The following is a 21,843-nucleotide window of genomic DNA, read 5'->3' as shown; positions in this document are numbered from 1 at the left end:
ACTGGCGCGGCATGACCGGGGCCAGGCGCGCGCAAACAGCGGGAGCCCATCAGGGCAGGCGAAAGCGCGCCACCTGCGACGCCAAGGCGCTGGCTTCGTCTTTCAGGGCCGACGCGCCGGCAGCGGTTTGCTCCACCATCGCGGCGTTTTGCTGGGTCGCACGGTCAAGGTCTTGCACGGCCTCCCCGACTTGACCGATGCCCAGGCTTTGCTCTGAGGCCCCATTGGCGATTTGGCTCAGGACCTCTTCGATTTGGTGGGCGCTTTTGACCACATCGACCATGGTTTCGCCAGCCTCGGTGGCGATGCGGGTGCCGTTGTCCACGGCCTCGACGCTGGTGACGATGAGCTGTTTGATCTCGCGAGCGGCGGAGGCGCTGCGCTGCGCCAGGCTTCTCACCTCGCCCGCGACCACGGCAAAGCCACGGCCTTGCTCGCCGGCTCGGGCGGCCTCCACCGCCGCATTCAACGCCAAGATGTTGGTTTGAAATGCGATGCCGTCAATCACGCCAATGATGTCGTTGATGCGCCGCGACGAGGCCTGGATCTCGCTCATGGTGGCCGCCATCTGCCCAATGACCTCCCCCCCGCGCTGCGCCACCTGGGCGTTGGTGGAAGCCAGGCCGGTGGCACGGCTCACGTGCTCGGTGGCCTGATTCACCGTGGCCCCGATCTCTTCCATCGCCGACGCGGTTTCCTCCAGGTTGGCCGCTGCCTGTTCGGTGCGCGCCGACAAGTCCATGGCGCCAGCGGCGATCTCGGTGCTGGAGTCCAGGATGCGGTGGCTGGCGTCGCGCACCGTGCCCACCACGGCCACCAGCGATTGCTGGGTCGCCCGCAAGTCCAGCATCAGCTCGGCGGCCTCATCGCGACCCCAAGGCTCGGGGACGGTGGTCAAGTCGCCATCGGTCAGCGCCCGGAGATGGCGCCGCGTCTCGGCCAAGCCACCATCCATGACGCGGTAAAAACAGATGAACAGGTACAGGCCCGTCAGCAGGGCCGGAACCAGAATGGCGAGGGTCACCAGCGTGCGCTCGCGCGCCGCGGCCTGCAGGTCACCCACGTAGATGCCGGAGCCCACCACCCAACCCCAAGGTTCGAATCCCATCACGTAGGACACCTTGTCCACCGGCGCGGCCGAGCCGGGCTTGGGCCATTGGTAATCGACGAAACCCTTGCCCTCCCGGCGCACTTGGTCCACGAAGGCGACGAACAGGGCCTTGCCGTTGGGATCCTTGATGGTGGCGCCCTCTTTGCCGTTCAGTTCGGGCTTGATAGGGTGCATGACCACGCGGGCCTGCATGTCGTTGACCCAGAAGTACTCCGTCTCGGCATACCGCAGTTGCGCCAGGGCCGACAGGGCCAGGGCTTGTGCCTCGGCTGTGGGGGCGCCCGCCCTCTCCTTGGCATGCGCCCACTGCAGCACGCTGTGCGCAATTTCTACGTGCTCGCGCGTGGCCTTCATGCGGTCGTTCATGGCCTCGTCGTTGTGCTGCAGCATTTGCCCCAGCAGCAAGGCCAAAGCAGGCACCACCAAGACCATGGAGATGATCCAAGCCTTGCTGGCAAAGCGCATGCGCCGAAACCAACGAATGCCAGGCGCCCACAGCCCGTGGTACGAGAAATAGCCCCCAGGGGCGACGGTGCGGGTGCGATCGGTGGCGGCAAAGCTTCGGGTCATGGCGGGCGCGAATCGACGTTGAAAGCACGAGTTCTTGACGGAACCGGCAAGGATAGGTCGCTCGCAATCGGTTGCGACTGCGGCAGGACACGCTGTGTGACGCAGTGCCCACACCAAGGTGCCGCGCAGGCCGAAGCCTGTTGCGACGGCGCCGCGCCTCAACCGACGTTCAGCGGGCGAACCCCCGTGAGCTCGCAGGCCACCACCGCGTTGCGCAGCGCGGCAATCGCCTCGTAGCGCGTGAAGCTGCGCCGCCAGGCCAGCACCACCCGGCGCGAAGGCACCGGCGCGGTGAAGTCCAGGAAGCGCAGGTGCGGGTGTTGCTCGGGCGGCTGCGGCACGCTCAGGGCCGGCAGCACGGTGATGCCCATGCCGGAGGCCACCATGTGCTTGATGGTTTCCAGCGACGAGCCCTCGAAGCTCTTCTGGATGCCCTCGGCCCCGCTGGCAAAGCGCGCCGACTCGGGACAGACCTCGAGCACGTGGTCGCGGAAGCAGTGCCCGTTGCCCAGCAGCAGCATGGTTTCTTGCTTCAAGGCTTCGGCGCTGAGCTCGGTCTTCGCGGCCAGGCGGTGCGCGGCCGGCACGGCGATGCGGAAGGGCTCGTCGTACAGCGGCGCGATGGCCAGGCCGGTGTCGGGGAAGGGCTCGGCCAGGATGGCGCAGTCCAGCTCCCCGGTGCGCAGCATCTCCAAGAGCTTGTGGGTGAAGTTCTCTTGCAGCAGCAGCGGCATTTGCGGCGTGCGCTCGATCACCTGGCGCACCAGGCGCGGCAAAAGGTAGGGGCCGATCGTGTAGATCACGCCCAGGCGCAGCGGCCCGGCCAGGGGGTCGCGCCCGCGCTTGGCGATGTCCTTGATCGCGTTGGCCTGCTCCAGCACGGTTTGCGCTTGCCGCACGATCTCTTGCCCCAGCGGGGTGACGCTGACCTCGTTGCCGCCGCGCTCGAAGAGCTTGACGTCCAGCTCCTCTTCCAGCTTCTTGATGGCCACGCTGAGCGTGGGCTGCGAAACGTGACAGGCTTCCGCCGCGCGGCCAAAGTGCAGTTCGCGGGCGACGGCCACCAAGTAGCGGAGTTCGGTCAAGGTCATGGGGCAAAGCCTACACTCCGCGCCCTTCCAGCGCCCTTCCCTTGGCCCACCGCGGCCACCCGCCAGGAGACGCCCATGCCCGAGCGCAAACCCGTCACCCTGCACCGCCTGCAGGACATGCACAAGTCCGGCGAGAAGATCGCCATGCTCACCTGCTACGACGCCGCCTTCGCCAGCGTGCTGGACGAGGCCGGGGTCGACATCCTGTTGGTGGGCGATTCCCTGGGCACCGTGCTGCAGGCCGAGGCCACCACCACCCCGGTGCGCCTGGACGCCATGGAGTACCACACGCGCTGCGTGGCCCGCGGCAACAAAACCGCCTGGCTGCTGGGCGACCTGCCCTTCGGCAGCTACCACGCCAGCCCCGAGCAGGCCTGGCACAGCAGCCTGGCCTTGATGCAAGCCGGCGCCCACATGGTCAAGCTGGAGTGCGGCGCCTGGACGGCGCCCACGGTGCGCTTCCTCACCGAGCGCGGCGTGCCCGTGTGCGCGCACCTGGGCTTCACGCCGCAAACCGTGTCGGCCCTGGGCGGCTACAAGGTGCAAGGCCGCGGCGAGGCCGCCGCCCAGGTCAAGGCCCAAGCGCAGGCCATGGTCGAGGCCGGCGCGCAGATGCTGCTGTTCGAGATGATCCCCGCCGACCTGGGCCGCGAGATCACCGCCTGGAGTCCCGTGCCCGTCATCGGCATCGGCGCCGGCGTGGGCTGCAGCGGCCAGGTGCTGGTGCTGCACGACATGCTCGACATCACCCCCGGCCGCCGCCCGCGCTTCGTCAAGAACTTCATGCAAGGCGCCAGCAGCGTGCAAGACGCCGTGCGCCGTTACGTGGCCGAGGTCAAAGCCGGCACCTTCCCCGACGAATCCCTGCACGCCTTCTGATGAAAGTCGTCCACACCATCGCCGAGCTGCGGGCCCTGGTCGGTGCCGGCCGCGCCGCCTTCGTGCCCACCATGGGCAACCTGCACGCCGGGCACCTGGCGCTCGTGGCCCAGGCCCGCGCCGTGGCGCCTGACGCCCCGGTGGTGGTGAGCCTCTTCGTCAACCGCCTGCAGTTCCTGCCGCACGAGGACTTCGACCGCTACCCGCGCACCCTGGACGCCGACTGCGCGCAACTCGCCGCCCAAGGCCATTGCGACGTGGTCTTCGCCCCCGACGAGCGCGAGCTCTACCCAGAGCCGCAGGGCTACAAGGTGGTGCCACCGCCCGAGCTGGCCGACATCTTGGAGGGCCAATTCCGGCCCGGCTTCTTCACCGGCGTGTGCACCGTGGTGCACAAGCTGTTCAACCTCGTGCAGCCGGCGCACGCCGTGTTCGGCAAGAAGGACTACCAGCAGCTGATGGTCATCCGCCGCATGGTGGCGCAGATGGGGCTGCCCATCGCCATCCACGGCGGCGAAACCCTGCGCAGCCCCGAAGGCTTGGCCTTGAGCAGCCGCAACCAGTACCTGAGCGCCGAGCAAAAGGCCCAGGCGCTGCAACTGAGCGCGGCCCTTCGCGCCTTGATCCATGAATGGCAAGCCGGCCTGCGCGACCGCGAGCGCATGGAGGGCGAGGCCATGGACCGGTTGGCCGCCCAAGGCTGGCAGCCCGACTACCTGACCCTGCGCCGCCAGCACGACCTGGGCCCGGCCCGCGACGGCGAGCCCTTGGTGGCGCTGGGCGCGGCCAAGCTGGGCAGCACGCGCTTGATCGACAACGTCGAGGTTTGACCTTGGCGCTTTGAGGGAGAGCCCGCAGGGCACTCCGTTTTCGGTGCAGCCCGCAGGGGCTTCACCCCTGCACCCGACCCCCTTTCGTCTTGCCAAAAGTGGGGAAAAGCGCCCGCCCCAGCAGCCTTCGCCCCCGCCGGTGGCGGGGGTTCCCTGCGCTGCTCGCCAAACGGGGCGAACAGCCAAACAGCCAGCAGCCGGGAACCGGCGCAATGCGTTGAAGTCCGGGCTGTTCGGCGTTTGGCTGTTCCGGCTGTTGCCCCGTTCGGAAGCGCCGAGCAGCGCAGTGCAGGGGGGCGCGCGCGAAGCGCGCTTCGTGAACTGACCCGGGATTGCTGTCTGACCGGAGCGAACGCAGTGAGCGCAGGGAGTTCAATCCCGAGCCCCCCGGAACGAGCAGCGCAGGGAACCCCTGGCGGAGCCAGGGGCGCTGTAGTCGGGGCCAGCGGTTTTGGTTCCTTTTGCCAAGACAAAAGGAACCCGGGGTGCAGGGGCGGAGCGCCCTGCGAGCTCTCACGCCAAAGTCACCCCAACCCCATCCTCACCCTCCCCGGCGCCTCCCCAAACCACCCCCGGCACGCGTGGTTGAAGCTGCTCTGCTCGGCGTACCCGAGCAAGAAGGCGATCTCCGTCATCGACAAGGCGGGGTCGCGCAGGTACTGCAGCGCCAGCTCGCGGCGCGTGGCGTCCAGCAGGCCTTGAAAGGGTGTGCCCGCCTCGGCCAATCGGCGTTGCAGGGTGCGGGCCGACAGGCCCAGGACGTCGGCCACCTCGGCCAGGCGCGCACCGTCGTGCGCAAGGCGCTCGGCAATGCAGCGCTGCACCTGCGCGGCCAGGGCCGTGCGGGCGTCGGTGGCGCGCAGCGCCTGCTCGCGGGCCGCCAGCTGCTGCGCGGCGTGCTGCTCCAGCAAGGGGAAGAGCGCCGGGTCGGCGGTGGGAATGGGCTCGTGCAACAGCGCGGCGGGCACCGTGGCGCTGGTGACGGGCGCGTCGTACACCACACGCAGGCCCAGGCGCTGGTCGATCGCTTCGCGCAGATCGCGGCAGGGCGCCGCGTGCGGGAAGGCCAGGGCCAGCACGGGCAGAGGCCGCTGCGCCAGCCAGGTGGCAAAGGCCAAGATGCCCGACATCACCGACTCCGGCAGTGCCGGGCAAGGGTGCGCGGCCAGCCAGGGGCTGTGCCAGCGGTAGTGCGCCTGCGCGCCGTCGATCAACAGTTCGCTGCGGCCGAGGTCGTGCGCCAGGCCCTCGAAGCGCTGCGTCAGCGCGATGGCGTCGTCAAAGCGCGGGCAAGACAGCACCGCGTGCCCGTAGGCCACGAAGCTGGCGGTGCGCATGCGCGCGCCCACGCGCCAGCCAAAGTCCTCGCCCGCCTGCGCGCGGCCCAGGTTCAGCAGGGCCAGGTAGTCGGCCACGGGCAGGGTGTCGGCCTCGGGCACGGGCGCCGCCACGCCACAGGCCGCGAGCTCGTCCAAGGCCGCCTGGGCGTAGGGCCGCGCCACCCGGGCCTGGGGCCAGGGGGGCAGCGGCGAAGGCAGGTGGCGTGAATTCACAAACGGGCGGGTCGGCGGCAACAAGCCAAAGGGCGGGCCCGTTCCTAGCATCGCGGCCTTTTCGAGGAGCGACCGATGCGGCGTTGGAACGGGTGGGGCGATGAATCGGTGCGGGCCACACTGGCCCCCGAAGCCTTGGCATTCTTGCGCGAGGCCGTGGGCACGCCCCAGCCGGTGCCCGACGCCGAACTGGCCACCGTGTGCGCCCGCATCCCCGACAGCCGCCTGCCCCCGCACCCGCTGGTGGACACCGCGCCCGAGGCGCGCCTGCGCAGCAGCCTGGGCCAAAGCCTGGGCGACTGGATCGCGCTGCGCTTCGGCGCGCTGCCGCGCGTGAGCGACGGCGTCGCCCACCCCACGCACCGCGCCGAGGTGCGCACCCTGCTGGACTGGGCGCAGGCCGTGGGCGCGCTGGTCATCCCCTGCGGTGGCGCCACCTCGGTGGTGGGCCACCTGACGCCCGAGGCCGCCGAGCCGCGCCCGGTGCTGACCCTGAACCTCAGCCGCATGCGCACGATGACGCGGCTCGACGCCGAGGCGCAACTCGCCACCTTCGAGGCCGGCGTGCTGGGCCCCGACTTGGAGGCGCAACTGCGCGCCAAGGGCTTCACCTTGGGCCACTTCCCGCAGAGCTTCGAGCAGGCCTCGCTGGGCGGCTGGGTGGTCACGCGCAGCAGCGGCCAGCAAAGCCTGCGCTACGGGCGGGCCGAGCACTGGTTCGCCGGCGGCACGATGCTGGCGCCGCAGGCCGAATGCACGATCCCGCCCCTGCCCGCCAGCAGCGCTGGGCCCGACCTGCGCGAGTGGGTGCTGGGCAGCGAGGGCCGCCTGGGCGTGCTGACCGACGTGACCGTGCGCGTGACGAAGTTGCCCGAGGTCGAGCGCTTCGTCGGCGTGTTCTTCCCCGGCTGGGAGGCCGGCGTGGCCGCCACGCGCGAACTGGCCCAGAGCAAGCTCGGGGGCTTGTCCATGCTGCGCCTGGCCAACGCGGTGGAAACGCGCACCACGCTGAAGCTCGCCGGCCACGCCGGCGCCATCGCCTGGCTGGAGCGGGTCCTCGGCTGGCGCGGCTGCGGCGATGGCAAGGTGCTGCTCTTCGTCGGCCTGACCGGCAGTGCCAGCCAGGTGCGCGCAACCGAACGCGAGGCGCGCGCCGTCTGGCGCACCCACGGCGGCGTGGGCACGGGCACGGTGCTGGGCCAGAAGTGGGCGGCCAAGCGCTTCGCCGGCGTGTACCTGCGCAACGCGCTGTGGGACGCTGGCTTCATGGTCGACACCATGGAAACCGCCGTGCCTTGGGGCCGCACCACGGCCATGGTGAACGCCATCGAAACGGCGGGACGCGAGGCCCTGACGGCGATGGGCGAGCGCTGCCACGCCTACACGCACCTCAGCCACGTCTACCCCACGGGCAGCTCGGTCTACAGCACCTTCGTGCTGCGCGTGGGCGCCACGGCCGAGGAGAGCCGCGCGCGCTGGCAGGCCCTGAAGGCCGCCGTCACGCAGGCCATCGTGGCGCAGGGCGGCACGGTGAGCCACCAGCATGGCGTGGGCCGCGACCACGCGCCTTACCTCGGCGCCGAGAAGGGCGCGGCCGGTTTGGCCGCCATCGATGCGCTGATCCAGCACGCCGACCCCAACGGCCTGCTGGCCTCGGGCAACCTGCGGCCCGTTCGATGAACCCCACGGTCGACACCGACCTGCTGGTGATCGGCGGCGGCATCAGCGGCGCCGGCGTGGCCCTGGCCGCCGCGCGCCGTGGGCTGCGGGTGACGCTGGTCGAGCGCGAGGACTTCGCCAGCGGCGCCAGCAGCGCCAGCAGCAAGCTGGTGCACGGCGGCCTGCGCTACCTGGCGCAGGGCGCCGTACACCTCACGGCGCAAAGCCTGCGCGAGCGCGAGCGCCTGCTGCGCGAGCTGCCGGGCCTGGTGCAACGCCTGCCCTTCTCGCTGGCGGCCGGCGGCGCGGCCTCGCGCGCCAGCACGGCCCTGGGCCTGCGCCTGTACGACGCCCTCGCCCGCCGCCACGCCCGCGGCTTCGACCCTGCCACCACCCTGGCCTGGACCGTGCCCGGCTGGCACGCGCCACAAGGCGCGCACCGCTACGACGACGCCACCACCGACGACGCCCGCCTGACCCTGCGCGTGCTGCAAGAGGCGCGAACCTGGGGCGCGCAACTGCACAACCGCACCGCGCTGGAAGCGCTGACGCGCGACGCGCAGGGCCACGTCAACGGCGCCCAACTTCGCGGCCCGGGCGGCCAGCCCTGGACCCTGCGCTGCCGCGCCTCGGTGGCCGCCACCGGCGCGCACCTGACCACGCTGGCCGATCAGGTCGGCCTGCAAGCACCCCAGCTGCGACCGCTGCGCGGCAGCCACTTGCTGCTGCCCCTGTGGCGCCTGCCCCTGGCCCGCGCCGTGGCCTGGCGCCACGCGCGCGACGGGCGCCCCGTGTTCGCCTACCCCTGGCTGGGAACGCTCATCGTGGGCACCACCGACGAAGACCACCCCGACCCCGAACGCGCCCCGCGCATCACCGCGGCCGAGCAGGCCTACCTGCTGGACGCGCTCGCCCAGGCCTTCCCCCGCGCCGGCATCCAAGCCTGCGACCTGCAATGCACCTGGGCCGGCCTGCGCCCGGTGCTGGACAGCGGCCAAGGCCTGGCCCCCTCGCAAGAGCGGCGCGACACCTTGGTGCAGGCCTCGCAGGGCCTGGTGCTGCTCAGTGGCGGCAAGCTCACCACCTTCATCCCCATGGCCGAAGCCGCGCTGCGCGCCGCCGCGCCCTGGCTGCCGCCGCTGCGCGAGCCCGCCCACGCCGCCTGGTTCGCCGGCGGCGGCACGCCCCTGCCCCCCGAAGCCCTGCGCGGCGAGTGCCTGGGCGGCACGCAAACCCGGATGGGCGAAATCGCCTGGAGCCTGCAGCATGAGCAGGTGCACCACCTCGACGACCTGCTGCTGCGCCGCACCCGCCTCGGGCTGCGGCAACCCGCCTTCGCGCAAGCGCTGCTGCCGGCGCTGCAAACGCCCTGCCAATCGGCCTTGGGCTGGGACGGGACACGGTGGCGCTTCGAGGTCGAGCGCTACCTGGCCTTGATGCACGAGCGGCATGGGGTGGTGGGGCCCGAGCGCCGGGCCGCTCCCAAGCCGGGCCCCATCCCCTCGGGGGATCGCCCGGCGCATGCGCCGGGCGAGGGGCGGACGGCCTCATGAAGGACCTGCTCCTCAGCCTCGACCTCGGCACCCAGTCCGTCCGCGCGCTGCTCTACGACCTGCGCGGCCACCTGGTGGGCCGCGCGCAGCAGGTGTTCACCGACTACCAACGGCCCGAGCCCGGCTGGATGACGCACGACGCCGACGGCTTCTGGCAGGCCGCGGCCGCCTGCTGCCGGCGCCTGTGGGCCGAAGGGCACGATGCGAATCGCGTGGCCGGCGTGGCCGTCACCACGCAGCGCGGCTCCCTCGTGCCGGTGGACGCGCAAGGCCGCGCCCTGAGCCCGGCCGTCATCTGGCTGGACCAGCGCCGCGCCACGCAACTGCCGCCGCTGGCGCCCTGGTGGCGCGCCGCCTTCCGGCTGGCCGGGGTGCGCGGCACCATGGACGCGCTGCAGCGCGACGCCGAAGTCAACTGGTGGGCCCAGCACGAGCCCGCACTGCTGGCCCGCACGCACCGCTTCCTGTTGCTGTCGGGCTTCTTGCACCTGCGGCTCACCGGCGAGTTCGCCGACTCCATCGGCAGCCAGGTCGCCTACCTGCCCTTCGACTACCGCCGCCACGCCTGGGCGAGGTCCTGGGATTGGCACTGGCAGGCCCTGGCCTTGCGGCCCGACCAAGTGCCCACGCTGCACCCCGTGGGCGCCCCCATCGGCACCGTCACCGCCGCCGCCTCCCACGCCACCGGCCTGCCCACGGGCACCCCCGTGCTGGCCGGCGCGGCAGACAAGGCCTGCGAGGTGCTGGGCGCCGGCGCGCTGGCGCCCGAGGTGGGCGCCATCAGCTACGGCACCACGGCCACCATCAACCTCACGCTGCCGCGCTACGTCGAGCCCGAGCCCTTCGTGCCCGCCTACCCCGCGGCCGTGGCCGGCCACTACAGCGCCGAGGTTCAAATCACCCGCGGCTTCTGGCTGGTGAGCTGGTTCAAGGAGCAGTTCGGCCACCCCGAACGCGAAGCCGCCCAAACCCTGGGCGTGGCGCCCGAGGCCCTGTTCGACGAACTCATCGCCGACGTGCCGCCCGGCAGCCTGGGCCTGACCCTGCTGCCCACCTGGGGCCCCGGCATCCGCACCCCCGGCCCCGAGGCGCGCGGCGCCATCGTGGGCTTCACCGAACAGCACACCCGCGCCCACCTGTACCGCGCCATCCTGGAAGGCCTGGCCTACGGCCTGCGCGAGGGGCGCGAACGCCTGGAACGCCGCGCGGGCGTCACGCTCAACCAATTGCGCGCCAGCGGCGGCGGCGCGCAGAGCAACGCCGCGTTGCAACTCACGGCCGACGTCTTTCGCCTCCCCGTGGCCCGGCCGCACACGCACGAAACCTCGGGCCTGGGCGCTGCCATGGACGCCGCCGTGGGCCTGGGCCTGCACCCCGACATGCCCACCGCCGTGGCCGAGATGACGCGCGTGGCGCGCTGGTTCGAGCCGCAGCCGGCCGCCGCCGATACCTACGAGCGCCTGTACCGCGAGGTCTACCGGCCGCTGTACGGGCGGCTCAAGCCCACCTTCCTGCGCTTGCGGGCGATCACGGGCCGCTGAGGCGCCTGGGTCGGCAGTCCATCGCATGACGGATGGCATCGCCGGCGGGAACTGCCTAAGCTGCTGGCCTTCCTTTGACTCCCCCCGAGTTCCCCATGACCCTGTCTCGCACCCGCCTGCTCACCCCCCTGGCCGCCGCGCTGCTGGCCGCCTTGCCCCTGGCTTCGATGGCGCACGGCCACATGAAGGCCAGCGCCGGCCTCACCGTGGGCGACACGCCGCTGATCCCCCGCGCCGCGCTGTTCGGCAACCCCGTCAAGGCCGGGGCCCAGTTGAGCCCAGACGGCCAGTGGCTGTCGTGGATGGCCCCGGTGAACGGCGTGATGAACGTGTGGGTGGCGCCAGCCAGCAAGCCGGCCGACGCCAAGGCCATCACCGACTCCAAGGACCGCCCCATCCCGACGCACTTTTGGTCGGGCAACGGCGAGCAGGTGCTGTTCGTCAAGGACAACGCCGGCGACGAGAACTTCCGCCTGTACGGCGTGAACGTGCGCACTGGCGAGCAGAAGGACTACACGCCCTTCGACAAGGTGCGCGTGCGCATGCTGGGCGGCTCGTCCAAGCGCCTGGACGAGGTGCTGGTGGGGATCAACAACCGCGACCCTCGTTGGCACGACGCGTACCTGCTGAACCTGAAAACCGGCGAGCTGAAGTTGGTGATGAAGGGCGACGGCATCGGTGCCTTCAGCGTGGACGACGACCTGCAAGTGCGCATGGCCTCGCGCCCCAATGCCGCCGGCGGCGTGGACTACTTCGAGGTGAAGGACAACGTGGTGGCCGAAAAGCCGCTGCTGAGCACCAACCTCGAAGACAGCAGCACCGGCCCCATCGGCTACACCACCGACGGCAAGACCCTCTACTGGATGGACTCGCGCGACCGCGACACCACGGCCGTCTTCGCGCAGGACACGCGCACCGGCGCGCGCACGCTCATCGCCCAAGACCCACGCGCCGACCTTGGGGCCACGCTGCGCCACCCGGTGACGGGCGTGGTGCAGGCCTACGCGGTGGACTACCTGACCAACGAGTGGAAGTTCATCGACAAGAACCTCAAGGCCGACTTCGACTGGCTGCAAAAGCAACTGGGCAAGGGCGAGGTGTACGTCGCCAGCCGCACGCGGGCCGATGACAAGTGGATCGTCGGCATCGACCCCGTCTCCAGCGTCGCCGCCACCTACCTGTACGACCGCAAGACCAAGAAGCTCAGCCCGCTGTACGTGGCCCGGCCCGAGTTGCAAGGCGCACCGCTGGTGCCCATGCTCACCGCCGAGATCAAGGCCCGCGACGGCCTGACCCTGCCCAGCTACCTGACCCTGCCCAAGGGCGCCGACACCAACGGCGACGGCAAGGCCGACAAGCCCGTGCCCATGGTGCTGTTCGTGCACGGCGGCCCCTGGGCGCGCGACTCCTACGGCTACAACGGCTACCACCAATGGCTGGCCAACCGCGGTTACGCCGTGCTGTCGGTGAACTTCCGCGCCTCCACCGGCTTCGGCAAGAAGTTCCTCAGCGCCGGCAACATGCAGTGGGGCCTGGCCATGCACAACGACCTGCTCGACGCCGTCGACTGGGCCGTCCAGCAAGGCGTGACCACGAAGGACAAGGTCGCCATCATGGGCGGCAGCTACGGCGGTTACGCAGCCCTGGCCGGCGTGACCTTCACGCCCACCACCTTCGCCTGCGCGGTGGACATCGTCGGCCCGTCCAACCTCGAGACCCTGCTGTCCACGATCCCGCCCTATTGGGAAGCGGGTCGCAAGCAGATCTACAGCCGGATGGGCGACCCGACGACCGAGGAAGGCAAGGCCATCTTGCGCGCCGCCTCGCCGTTGTACAAGGCCGACCAAATCGTGCGCCCGCTGCTCATCGGGCAAGGCGCCAACGACCCGCGCGTGAAGCAGGCCGAGAGCGACCAAATCGTGGGCGCCATGCAGGCCAAGAAGATCCCGGTCACCTACGTGCTGTACCCCGACGAAGGCCACGGCTTCGCCAAGCCCAACAACCGCATCGGCTTCAACGCCATCACCGAAGCCTTCTTGGGCCAGTGCCTGGGCGGCCGGGTGGAGCCCCTGGGCGAGACGGTGCGCCAGTCGACCGCGCAAATCCCGACCGGGGCCGAGCACGTGCCCGGCCTGGCCGACGCCATGAAGAAGTGAGCCCGGCGCGCAAGTCGAGCCCAAGCACGCCAACGGCAAGGGGCCCCTCGGGGCCCCTTTTTCATGCCGTTGCGTTCGGGGTTCAGCGCATCACCACCAGCTGCACGCGGCGGTTCAGGCTGCGCCCCTCGGCGCTGCGGTTGTCGGCCATGGGCGAGCTCTCGCCGTAGCTGATGGTGGCGATGCGGTGCAGGGGCATGCCGGCCAGGGCCAGGTGCTGGCGCACGGCGTCGGCGCGCTGCTGGCCCAGCTGCTGGTTGTAGGCGGGCGTGCCGGTGGCGTCGGTGTGGCCCTGGATCTCCAGGTACACCGGCTTGTTCTCGGCCTTCAGGCGCGCCAGCAGCTGGTCCAACTCGGCCTTGGCCTCGGGCGTGAGCAGCGCGCGGCCGTGCGCGAACTTGATCTTGTCGTCGCTGAGTAAGGTGCTCATGGCAAAGCCGGGTTCGCGCACCTGGCCGGCCGCGGCGGCGCGGGCCTGGGCTTCTTTTTGCAGCGCCAGGATGCGTTCCTCGCTGCCTTTGACGCGGCCGTCCAAGGCCTTGAGACCCTCGTCTTGCGCCTTCACGCGCTGCGACAGATCGCCGACCTGCGTTTGCACGGGCGCGACGGTCTCGCGCACGAAGTCTTGGGTGGCGCAGCCGCTCAGGCTCAGGATCAGGACGGCACTCAGGCTCAGGGCTTTCATCGGATGGGGCTCCAGGTCAAGGAGCCCGCACCGTAGCGGCGCCATGCCGTTGGCTTGCACCTGAATGTGACAGCCAGGCGCTGGCGTTACCGCTGCACACCCATGCACACGGGCGGCTACTCGCTCAGCGCCCGGTGCAGCCAAGCACGCGCCAAGGTCCAGTCGCGCTTTACGGTGGCCAGCGAGAGGCCAAGCACCTCGGCGATCTCCTCGTTCTCCAAGCCACCGAAGAAGCGCAACTCCACCACCTTGGCCGCACGCGGGTCCACGGCCTCGAGGGCCAGCAGAGCGTCGTGCACGGCCACCACGTCGCGGTCGGCCGGCAAGGCCATTTGCTCCAAACCGCCCAAGGTGACGGGCACCAGCTCGGCATCGCGTTTGGCAGCCCGGCGGGCCAGCTCGTGGTTCACCAAGATGCGCCGCATCATCATGGAGGCGACGGCCAAGAAGTGACCGCGGTTGCGCCACGCGGTGCGGGTTTGCTCAGCCAGCCGGAACCAGGCCTCGTGCGACAGGCCGGTGGCCGACAGGGTGTGGCCCGCCTCCTCGCGCCGCAGGTGGCCGCGGGCCAAGCGGCGCAGCTCGTCGTACAGCGCGGCGAACAAGGCGTTGCCCACAGCTGGTGCTTCGTCGGGCTGCTGCTGCAGCCACTGGGTGATTTCGGCAGGGTTGAACTCGGGCGCGGCGTGAGGCATGGCGTGGCCATTCTTTCTCAGCCTTGCAAGGGCCGTGAGCCTTTTGGCGCGGCGGGCCTGCGTAAGCCAAAGACACCCCCCTTCACCACCGGAGATCGCCATGTCTGAGTTGGACCCCCGCGCCCGCCTTGTTTGCCCCATCCGACCCACCCGGGCCCATTGGGTCCATTGGGCCCACGCCTTCGCCGCGATCGGCCTGGCCGGCCTGGCCGCCTGCGGCGGGGGTGGGGGCGGCGACGACCCGCCCCTGAACCCCGCCACGCCGCCCGCACCGCCCGTGCCAGCCCCTGCCCCGGCGCCCGCGCCATCGGCCTGCGGCACCCTGACGCCGCTGACCCTGGCCGATCTGCTGCCTTTCGAAGGCAACTACGCCGTGAAGGTCTTCGACAGCAGCACCCCAACGCCGGTTGACCTGGGGCCGGCCACGCTGGCGCTGACCGGCAGCACCCTGCAGTTCACACCGGGCACGGGCCTGAGCGGCTCGGTGGCGGCCAACGCCACCGTCACCGCCGTGTGCCAGAACAAGAACAGCAGCGGGGCCAACATCGGCGTGGTGGCAGTGATCGACGCCCAACGCCACATCGACTTCTTCAGCCCCGCCTTCAACGGGCTCTACGTGTCGGGTTCCGACTTGGGCAGCAGCAACGCGAACCGTTACCTGCAAGGCACCACAGCCCGCAACACGGCCCCAGCGCCGACCCCCGCCCCAGTGCCAGCGCCGCCACCGGCCTCGGCACCAACGCCCGCGCCCGCGCCCGCCCCCACACCAGCCCCCGCCCCGGCGGGCGCGCTGACCAGCTATACCGCTTTCCAGGCTGCCGCACCGACTGCGCGCGCCGTGGCCCCGAACGGTGCGCTCGCTTGGCTGGCTGGCACCTACTACGGTCGCAGCACGGCGGGCCTGTGCTCGGTCACCATCCAGGCCAACGGCAGCGTGTCGGCCACCATGAACGGCAGCACGCAGAGTGCGCAGCTCGACGGCGACAGCGGCGACACCTGGGTGCAGCTCCCGGCCAATTCCATGAACTGGGGCGTCAACGTCGTCGAGCCCGGTCAGGGCGTCGTCCTCACGGGCTATGGCCCCCGCCTGGCGCTGGTGGAGGTGGGCGGTGTGCTGGACAAATGCGCGATCGCCTTCAAGTCGGACACCCCGTTGACCCTGGCCCTGAGCAGCAGCCCGCCCCTGCCCATCAAGAACCCCGGCCTGCTGGCCGCCGACTTGCCGAGCTGGCTGGTCGGCACGCACACCGGCCAGGCCACGGGCAACATGCTGTTCCCGCTCAGCGCCCCGGCGGCCTGCAGTCTGCAGGTCTCGGGCGATGGCACGCTGCTGGTGACGGCCGGCGGCCGCACCTACGCCGCCCAGGTCAGCGGAGGCAGCACGCAGGGTGACCGCGACGCCAGCGGCACGTCCCGCCTGTCGGCCTACGGCGCGTTGACCGGCGCACGCGATTGGGTCTGGTCGCTCACCGGCCAATCGCCCTCAGGCAGCAGCACGGTGCAAGTGCAGGTAGAGCTGGCGCACAACGGCGAGCGCTCGCAGGTCAGCTACGTCACGGCGCAGGTGGCCCCCTCGGTCGGCGGCACGGCGTCGCAGTTCGACGCCTGTTACTTCCCCAACTGAGCCGCTGAGCACTTCCACCCCGGGGCGACCCGCCTGCCGAGCGCGTCGCCCCCCGGCACACTGCCCCCATGCAAACGCCCCCCAGCTCCGCCGACTGGTCCGCCGTCAAAGCCCTTTTCGAGGCGGCCCAGGCCCTCCCCGCAGCCGATCGCGAAGGTTTCGTTCGGTCCGCCGGGGCGGGCCCCGAGGTGGAGGCGGAGGTGCTGAGCCTGTTGGCCCACAGCACCGAGGCCTTCTTGGCCCAGCCCGCGGCGCACCTGTTGGGTGCGCAGTCGCAGCCTTCGGCCGGACATCCCGGCGAGCGCCTGGGTCCCTGGCGCCTGGTCCACCCCCTGGGCAGCGGCGGCATGGGCGAGGTCTGGCTGGCCGAGCGGGCCGACGGCGCCTACACGGGCGAAGCGGCGGTCAAGTTGCTCAAGCGCGGCATGGATTCGGCCGCCGTGCTGCAGCGCTTCGCGCAAGAGCGCCAGGCCCTGGCCCGGCTGGACCACGCGCACATCGCCCGCCTGTTCGACGCCGGCCTCAGCCCCCAGGGCCTGCCCTATTTCGTGATGGAACGGGTGCAGGGCCAGTCCATCGATCAGGCTGCCGCCGCGCTGCCCTTGGAGGGCAAGCTGGCCCTGTTCCTGCAGTTGACCGACGCTGTGGCCCACGCGCACCGGCACCTGCTGGTGCACCGCGACCTCAAACCCAGCAACGTGCTGGTCAATGACGAGGGCCAGGTCAAGCTGCTGGACTTCGGCATCGCCAAGGCCCTGGACCCGCTGGACGACCCGGGCGCGCCGGAACAAACCTTGGCCGGGCAACGCCCCTTCACGCCCACGCATGCCAGCCCCGAGCAGGTGCGCGGTGAGCCCGTGAGCACGGCCACCGACGTCTATTCGCTCGGGGTACTGCTCTACCAATTGCTCACCGGCCAACGCCCCTACGGCCGCGACGCGCGCAGCCCGGCCGAGGCCGCCCAGGCCGTGCTGAACGAAGCGCCCACCCGCCCTTCCGCGCTCACACTGCCCAGCAACATGGGCGCCAACGCCCAAGACTGGCTCTCCACACGGCAACGCTTGCAAGGCGACCTCGACAACATCCTGCTCAAGGCCCTGGAGAAGGACGTGCCGCGCCGCTACGCCAGCGTCGACCAGTTCGCCGCCGACCTTCGCGCCACCCTGGCCGGCTACCCGGTCAGCGCACGGGCGCCCAGCCGGGGCTACCTGTTGAGCAAGTTCGTGCAGCGCAACCGCGTGACCGTGGGCCTAGGCGCCACCGCCGTGTTGGCCCTGCTGACGGGTCTGGCCCTGGCCGCCTGGCAGGCCCACGTGGCCCGTCAAGCGCGGCAAGCCGCGGAACTGCGACTCACGGCGGTGAAGGGCATCACTGCCGACCTCGTGTTCCGCTTCGGCGACGCCATCACCTACCTCCCCGGCGGCCGCAAAGCGCAAGACAAGCTGCTGGAACAGACCCTGTCCGCCCTGTCGCCCTTGGTGCAAGGCGAGCAGCCGGACAGTGACCTTCAAGCGCTCAGCGCCTCCATCTTGGCGCGCCGGGCCGAACTGCTGGGCAACGACACCACCGGCACCGCCGAACTGGCGGCCGAGACCGACGCCATGGCCCAACGCGCCATTGCCCTGGGCGAGCGCTTGTGGTCCACGCACCAGCGCGACTGGCGCTTTGCCCAGTGGCATGCGCGTGTGCTGCAGGTGCAATCGGTGCGGCAGCGCAACTCCGGGCAGCCAGAAGCCGCCGAAGCGACCATTCGCCAAGCCATCGCGCGCCTGGAAGTGGCAAGGCCCCATGCCCAGCCTGACTTGCTGGGGCGCGCCGCCTTGGGCGTAGAACTGGCCAACACCACCTTGAGCCTGGCCCAAACCCTCAGCGCCGCCGGTCGCATGGGCGAAGCCCTGGTGCTGTACGCGAAGGCCGAACCCGTCTACCGCGACCTCTTGGACGACAAAGCCATGCAAGCCGAGTCCGACCGGCAAGCTGCCCCGGGAGACATCAAGAGCGAGGTCTACCTGCGACACCAACTCGGCGTGGCCCGCGCCTCGCGCGCCCTGACCCTGATCCGACTGGACCGACTGGACGAGGCTCTGACGGAACTGCAGGCCACGCTGCCCTTGCGGCGCGCCAACGTGGCGGCCGATCCCGACAACATCGCCTGGCACGACGGCCTGATGCAGGAGGCCAACACCCTGTCCTTGGTGCAACTGCGCCTGGGTCAAGCGGCTGCAGCGCTCGCGGCGTCCACCCTGGCGTGGGAGGAGAACGAACGCCTGGCGCGCCAAGAGGGGCCCAAGAGCAAATGGGCCACGATGCCCCGCACTTTGGCGCTTCAACACGGCCGGGCGCTGTGGGCCACCGGCCAGCCCGAGGCGGCGCTGGCCGTGGTGAGCCGTGGCATGGCCCTCTGGCAAGCCACGCGCGGCACCGCCCCCAACCCAGGCGCCGATGTCCGTTGGAGTCAGTTGCAAGCCCTGCAGGGTGCCCTGCTGCACGCCCTGCGCCGACCCGGCGCCGAGGCCCCGCTGCGAGCCGCCTTGGCTCGCTTGCAAGGCCACTTCGGCGACGCCAACCTCGGCCGCAGCGCCCGCTTGGCCTGGGCCGAAGCGGCCGCCTGGCTGGCGCCCTTGAACCCCAACGATGCCGACTCCCTGCGCCGCGCCGCAAGTCAGGCCCTGGACGAGGCCGCCGCCACCATGCCCCTGGCGGCCGATCACCGGGCGCTTCGCGACGAACTGGAACGCGTTCTGGCGCGACGTTGAGACGCCTCGACCGGCGGCCGCCTGCCCAGCGGGGCGACTTCTAAACTGCGTCGTCCATCTGTCGGTGAGTTCAATTGAAGATTGATCGCAATTCACCCTGCCCCTGCGGCAGTGGCCAAAAGTACAAGAAGTGCCACGGTGCCCCAGGAGCTGACCCGTTGCCGGGCCACGGTGCACCCCAAAGCTGGCGGGCTCGCCTGCAACCCGATGCCCTGTTCGCTGAAGCCGTGGACCGCCACAACGCGGGCGAGTTCGTCGAGGCCGAGCGACTGTACGAAGAGCTTCTATCGGTGCATCCCACGAATGCTGACGTGCTGCACAACTTGGGCTTGGTCGCGCTGCAACTCGGTCACGCAGATCGCGCACTGCGCCTGCTCCAGGCAGCGGTGGACGCGGCACCAGCGCGCGCCGATTTGCAGGCTGGACTGGGGTCGGCCCTGGTGCTGCTTCAGCGGCACCGAGAAGCGATCGAGTTACTAGCGCCGTTGATCGAGCGCGGCCTGGATCTAGCTGGACGCCGAAACCTCAGCATCGCGCTGACGCGCTCCGGACAGCCGGGCGCCGCCCAGCGCGTAATGACGCAGACGGCCGCGGAATCGGACGCCGAACACTGGGCCACCCTGGGCAACATCTGCACCGACGCTGGCGATTGGCGAACAGCCACCGAAGCCTACGAACGCGTGCTGTCGCTTCGTCCCGACGACGCCACCGTTTGGAGCAATCGGCTCTTGATGGCGCAGTACGACGAGCGCCTGGATCCATCCACGCTGCTGGACCTGCACACGCGGTTTGGACAGCGCATCGAGGGCATTTGGCCCGCCATTCCCTTTCCTTTCGCCAACGACCGAAGTCGTGATCGTCGCCTGCGGCTGGGCGTGGTTTCCGCAGACCTGGGTGAGCATCCTGTGGGCTACCTCGCGCTGCCTTGGCTTCAGGCGCTGGATGCATCGAAGTTCGAGTTGCATGTGTACGCGACACGAACGCGCCATGACCCGATGCAGCAGAAGTTTCAGGCCCTGGCAGCGGCATGGGTCGAGGTGCAGCACCTGAGCGACGATGCCTTGCTGGCCAAAGTGCGCGAGGACCAGGTGGACGTGCTGATCGACCTCTCAGGACACACGGCGGGGAATCGGTTGCCGGTCTTTGCCCGCCGCGCCGCCCCCGTCCAGGTGAGTCTGCTCGGCTACCCCGCGACGACCGGCTTGCGCGCGATTGACCTGCGCATCAGCGATGCCTGGATCGATCCTCCAGACCTCCCCTGCGGCGTCGAGCCTTGCGTGCGCTTGGCCCAGGGCGTCTTCCGCTACGCGCCGCCCGAGCAGGCGCCGCTTCCCGCCGAGCCGCCCTTGCTCCGTATCGGACGACCGAGTTTCGGGGTCTTCGGCAACTACGCCAAGTTCGGCCCCGAGGCCCTCGTCCATTGGGCGGCTGTGCTTCGGGCCGTCCCCACCGCCCGATTCGTCCTCAAAGCGGCGGCATTGGCCGAGCAGGAACAGCAATCCCGGATCACCGAGGCGCTTGGCCGTGAGGGCATCGCCGCCGACCGCTTGGTGTTTTTGCCCTGGAGCGATCACTTCCAACACCTGAGCGCCTACCAGGAAGTAGACGTGATGCTCGACACCCTGCCGTTCAACCTCGCGGGCAACACCTGCGAGGCCTTGTGGATGGGCGTCCCGGTGCTTAGCTTGGCCGGCAACCGCCCTGCGGGACGGATGGGCCGTTCGCTGCTGGAGACGGCTGGTTTCCGAGACTGGGCCTGTGCCAACGAATCTGAATTGATTGCACAGGCGCAAGCGCTGCTGGCCGACCCAAGTCGCCTGGCCGATCTGCGCCGGCGCATGCGCGACCGCTTGCACGCCAGTCCGCTGCTAGAGGGTCAAGGCTTTGCCCAGGAACTCGGGGACGTCATTCGCAGGGCGTGGGCTCAATGGTGCGACTTGCAGCCCGAAGGTTCAACGCGGACCCATCACGTCTTGCACGTCGGCTGCGGGCACCCCGAAGCCGGCAAGCTCCCCCCAGGCTTCGACCCCCAGCAATGGCGCGAGCTCCGGGTGGACTTGGATCCCAAAGTCCACCCGGACTTCGTGGCCTCCATCGAAGACTTGGCCCCCGTTCCGTCGCACCACGCCGACGCGCTTTACTCCTCGCACAACGTGGAGCACCTGTTCCCGAGCCAGGTGCCCAAGGCTTTGCAGGCCTTCCATCGGGTTCTCAAACCAGGTGGCTTTGCGTTGATCACCTTGCCCGACCTCCAGTCGGCGGCAGAGGCCATCTTGCGGGGTGAACTGCACACGCCCCTCTACCAATCGCCGGCCGGACCCGTGACGGCGCATCACTTGATCTACAGCTACACCCCCTTCGTCGAGAGCGGCAACCCCTTCATGCTGCACAAAACCGGCTTCACGGCGGACACGCTCGCACAGTCTTTGCGAGATGCTGGCTTTGAGCGCGTGCAGGTCAGTCGCCACAAGTTCGCCCTGTGGGCATTGGGCTTCAAGCCGCAGGTCGATCACCGTCCATGAGCACGCCGCCCGCTTCAGAGACCAACACCCACGGCCTCAAGGGCCAGGCTGGCGCAAGTGTGGTCGACATCGGACGCTACACCTACGGGTACGAAACCCTGCAGGTCAAGCAATGGGGCGAGGGGGAGCCCTTGCAAATCGGTAGTTTTTGCTCGATCGGCCAAGGCGTGACGGTGTTTCTAGGGGGCAACCACCGCGTCGACTGGGTCACCACCTTCCCGTTCGGCCACGTGTTTGGGGAACAACTGGGCGGTCGTGACGTCCTGGGACATCCGACAACGAATGGGGCCGTGGTCGTCGGAAACGACGTCTGGCTCGGCGACGGCGCCACGATCATGTCGGGCGTGCGAATTGGTGATGGCGCGGTGGTCGCAGCGCGCGCCGTGGTCACGCAGGACGTCGCCCCTTACTCCATCGTTGCAGGCAATCCGGCCCGGCTCATCCGACACCGGTTTCCACCCGACATCGTCGAGCGATTGCGAACGCTGCGCTGGTGGGACTTGCCCGACGCAGAAATCCGGAAACTGGTTCACCGCCTTTCCACCCCACCAACGGCTGCGATGCTGGACGATTGGATCGCCCGGTACCGCAAGAGCTGACGCCAGCAGCGCCCCGACC

The 21,843-nt window shown here is 70.1% G+C and carries 15 protein-coding genes and 1 pseudogene; 11 read left to right on the top strand and 5 right to left on the bottom strand.

The genetic code is table 11. The annotated features are described in order from the left end of the window. Positions 1-49: 49 nt before the first annotated feature. Positions 50-1,681: a methyl-accepting chemotaxis protein gene (locus tag EOD73_RS08150; protein ID WP_127682508.1), complete on the bottom strand. Its 1,632-nt coding sequence runs from the start codon at positions 1,679-1,681 to the stop codon at positions 50-52. A 158-nt stretch (positions 1,682-1,839) separates the two neighbouring features. Next, positions 1,840-2,772, bottom strand: a complete 933-nt coding sequence (locus tag EOD73_RS08145; protein ID WP_127682507.1) for a hydrogen peroxide-inducible genes activator — start codon at positions 2,770-2,772, stop codon at positions 1,840-1,842. Between the two features lie 75 nt (positions 2,773-2,847). Here EOD73_RS08145 and panB point away from each other — a divergent pair, with 75 nt between their 5' ends. Both panB and panC read left to right on the top strand, forming a co-directional pair. After that, positions 2,848-3,651, top strand: a complete 804-nt coding sequence (gene panB, locus EOD73_RS08140; protein ID WP_127682506.1) for a 3-methyl-2-oxobutanoate hydroxymethyltransferase — start codon at positions 2,848-2,850, stop codon at positions 3,649-3,651. Next, entirely contained in the window at positions 3,651-4,481 is an 831-nt protein-coding gene (gene panC / locus EOD73_RS08135) for a pantoate--beta-alanine ligase (protein ID WP_127682505.1), read from the top strand. The genes panB and panC overlap by 1 nt, the downstream gene beginning before the upstream one ends. 524 nt (positions 4,482-5,005) lie before the next feature. Here the strand turns inward: panC and EOD73_RS08130 are convergent. Beyond that, positions 5,006-6,034, bottom strand: a complete 1,029-nt coding sequence (locus tag EOD73_RS08130) for a helix-turn-helix transcriptional regulator (protein WP_164845993.1) — start codon at positions 6,032-6,034, stop codon at positions 5,006-5,008. Positions 6,035-6,109: 75 nt separating this feature from the next. Here EOD73_RS08130 and EOD73_RS08125 point away from each other — a divergent pair, with 75 nt between their 5' ends. The 4 genes from EOD73_RS08125 (at position 6,110) to EOD73_RS08110 (ending at position 12,943) form a co-directional block, all read left to right on the top strand. After that, positions 6,110-7,714 carry an FAD-binding oxidoreductase gene (locus tag EOD73_RS08125; RefSeq protein ID WP_127682503.1) on the top strand — a complete coding sequence of 535 codons (1,605 nt, stop codon included), beginning with the start codon at positions 6,110-6,112 and terminating at the stop codon, positions 7,712-7,714. Beyond that, positions 7,711-9,246 (top strand): FAD-dependent oxidoreductase, encoded by a 1,536-nt coding sequence (locus EOD73_RS08120; RefSeq protein WP_127682502.1) that lies wholly within the window; start codon positions 7,711-7,713, stop codon positions 9,244-9,246. Before EOD73_RS08125 ends, EOD73_RS08120 begins: the two co-directional genes overlap by 4 nt. Further along, positions 9,243-10,787 carry an FGGY-family carbohydrate kinase gene (locus EOD73_RS08115; protein ID WP_127682501.1) on the top strand — a complete coding sequence of 515 codons (1,545 nt, stop codon included), beginning with the start codon at positions 9,243-9,245 and terminating at the stop codon, positions 10,785-10,787. The genes EOD73_RS08120 and EOD73_RS08115 overlap by 4 nt, the downstream gene beginning before the upstream one ends. Before the next feature lie 95 nt (positions 10,788-10,882). After that, positions 10,883-12,943, top strand: coding sequence for a S9 family peptidase (locus EOD73_RS08110; RefSeq protein WP_240660648.1), 2,061 nt, complete (start codon positions 10,883-10,885; stop codon positions 12,941-12,943). 82 nt (positions 12,944-13,025) lie between these two features. On the opposite strand, the gene EOD73_RS08105 is transcribed toward EOD73_RS08110, so the two are convergent. Both EOD73_RS08105 and EOD73_RS08100 read right to left on the bottom strand, forming a co-directional pair. Next, positions 13,026-13,628 (bottom strand): OmpA family protein, encoded by a 603-nt coding sequence (locus EOD73_RS08105; RefSeq protein WP_205702437.1) that lies wholly within the window; start codon positions 13,626-13,628, stop codon positions 13,026-13,028. 116 nt (positions 13,629-13,744) lie between these two features. Next, complete coding sequence (locus tag EOD73_RS08100; protein ID WP_127682499.1) at positions 13,745-14,323, bottom strand: ECF-type sigma factor; 579 nt, start codon at positions 14,321-14,323, stop codon at positions 13,745-13,747. 100 nt (positions 14,324-14,423) lie between these two features. Here EOD73_RS08100 and EOD73_RS08095 point away from each other — a divergent pair, with 100 nt between their 5' ends. From EOD73_RS08095 to EOD73_RS08080, 5 genes and pseudogenes are all read left to right on the top strand, one after another. Next, a complete protein-coding gene (locus tag EOD73_RS08095; RefSeq protein ID WP_127682498.1) occupies positions 14,424-15,947 on the top strand; it encodes a hypothetical protein in 1,524 nt (507 codons plus the stop codon). A gap of 68 nt (positions 15,948-16,015) precedes the next feature. Beyond that, a complete protein-coding gene (locus EOD73_RS08090; protein ID WP_127682497.1) occupies positions 16,016-18,703 on the top strand; it encodes a serine/threonine-protein kinase in 2,688 nt (895 codons plus the stop codon). Between the two features lie 74 nt (positions 18,704-18,777). Continuing rightward, positions 18,778-18,843, top strand: a pseudogene (locus tag EOD73_RS17995) (SEC-C metal-binding domain-containing protein); the annotation flags it as partial. An 87-nt stretch (positions 18,844-18,930) separates the two neighbouring features. Then, on the top strand, positions 18,931-21,225 hold the full coding sequence (locus tag EOD73_RS08085) for an O-linked N-acetylglucosamine transferase family protein (RefSeq protein WP_240660647.1): 2,295 nt from the start codon (positions 18,931-18,933) through the stop codon (positions 21,223-21,225). Continuing rightward, the gene (locus EOD73_RS08080) at positions 21,222-21,824 is read left to right on the top strand and encodes a CatB-related O-acetyltransferase (protein ID WP_127682495.1); all 603 of its coding nucleotides are present in this window, start codon (positions 21,222-21,224) and stop codon (positions 21,822-21,824) included. The genes EOD73_RS08085 and EOD73_RS08080 overlap by 4 nt, the downstream gene beginning before the upstream one ends. Positions 21,825-21,843: the final 19 nt, after the last annotated feature.

This window comes from Inhella crocodyli (assembly GCF_004004565.1).
Classification (GTDB): domain Bacteria; phylum Pseudomonadota; class Gammaproteobacteria; order Burkholderiales; family Burkholderiaceae_C; genus Inhella; species Inhella crocodyli.
The sequence above is the reverse complement of the archived record's forward strand: the minus strand, read 5'-3'. Positions and strand labels throughout refer to the sequence as shown.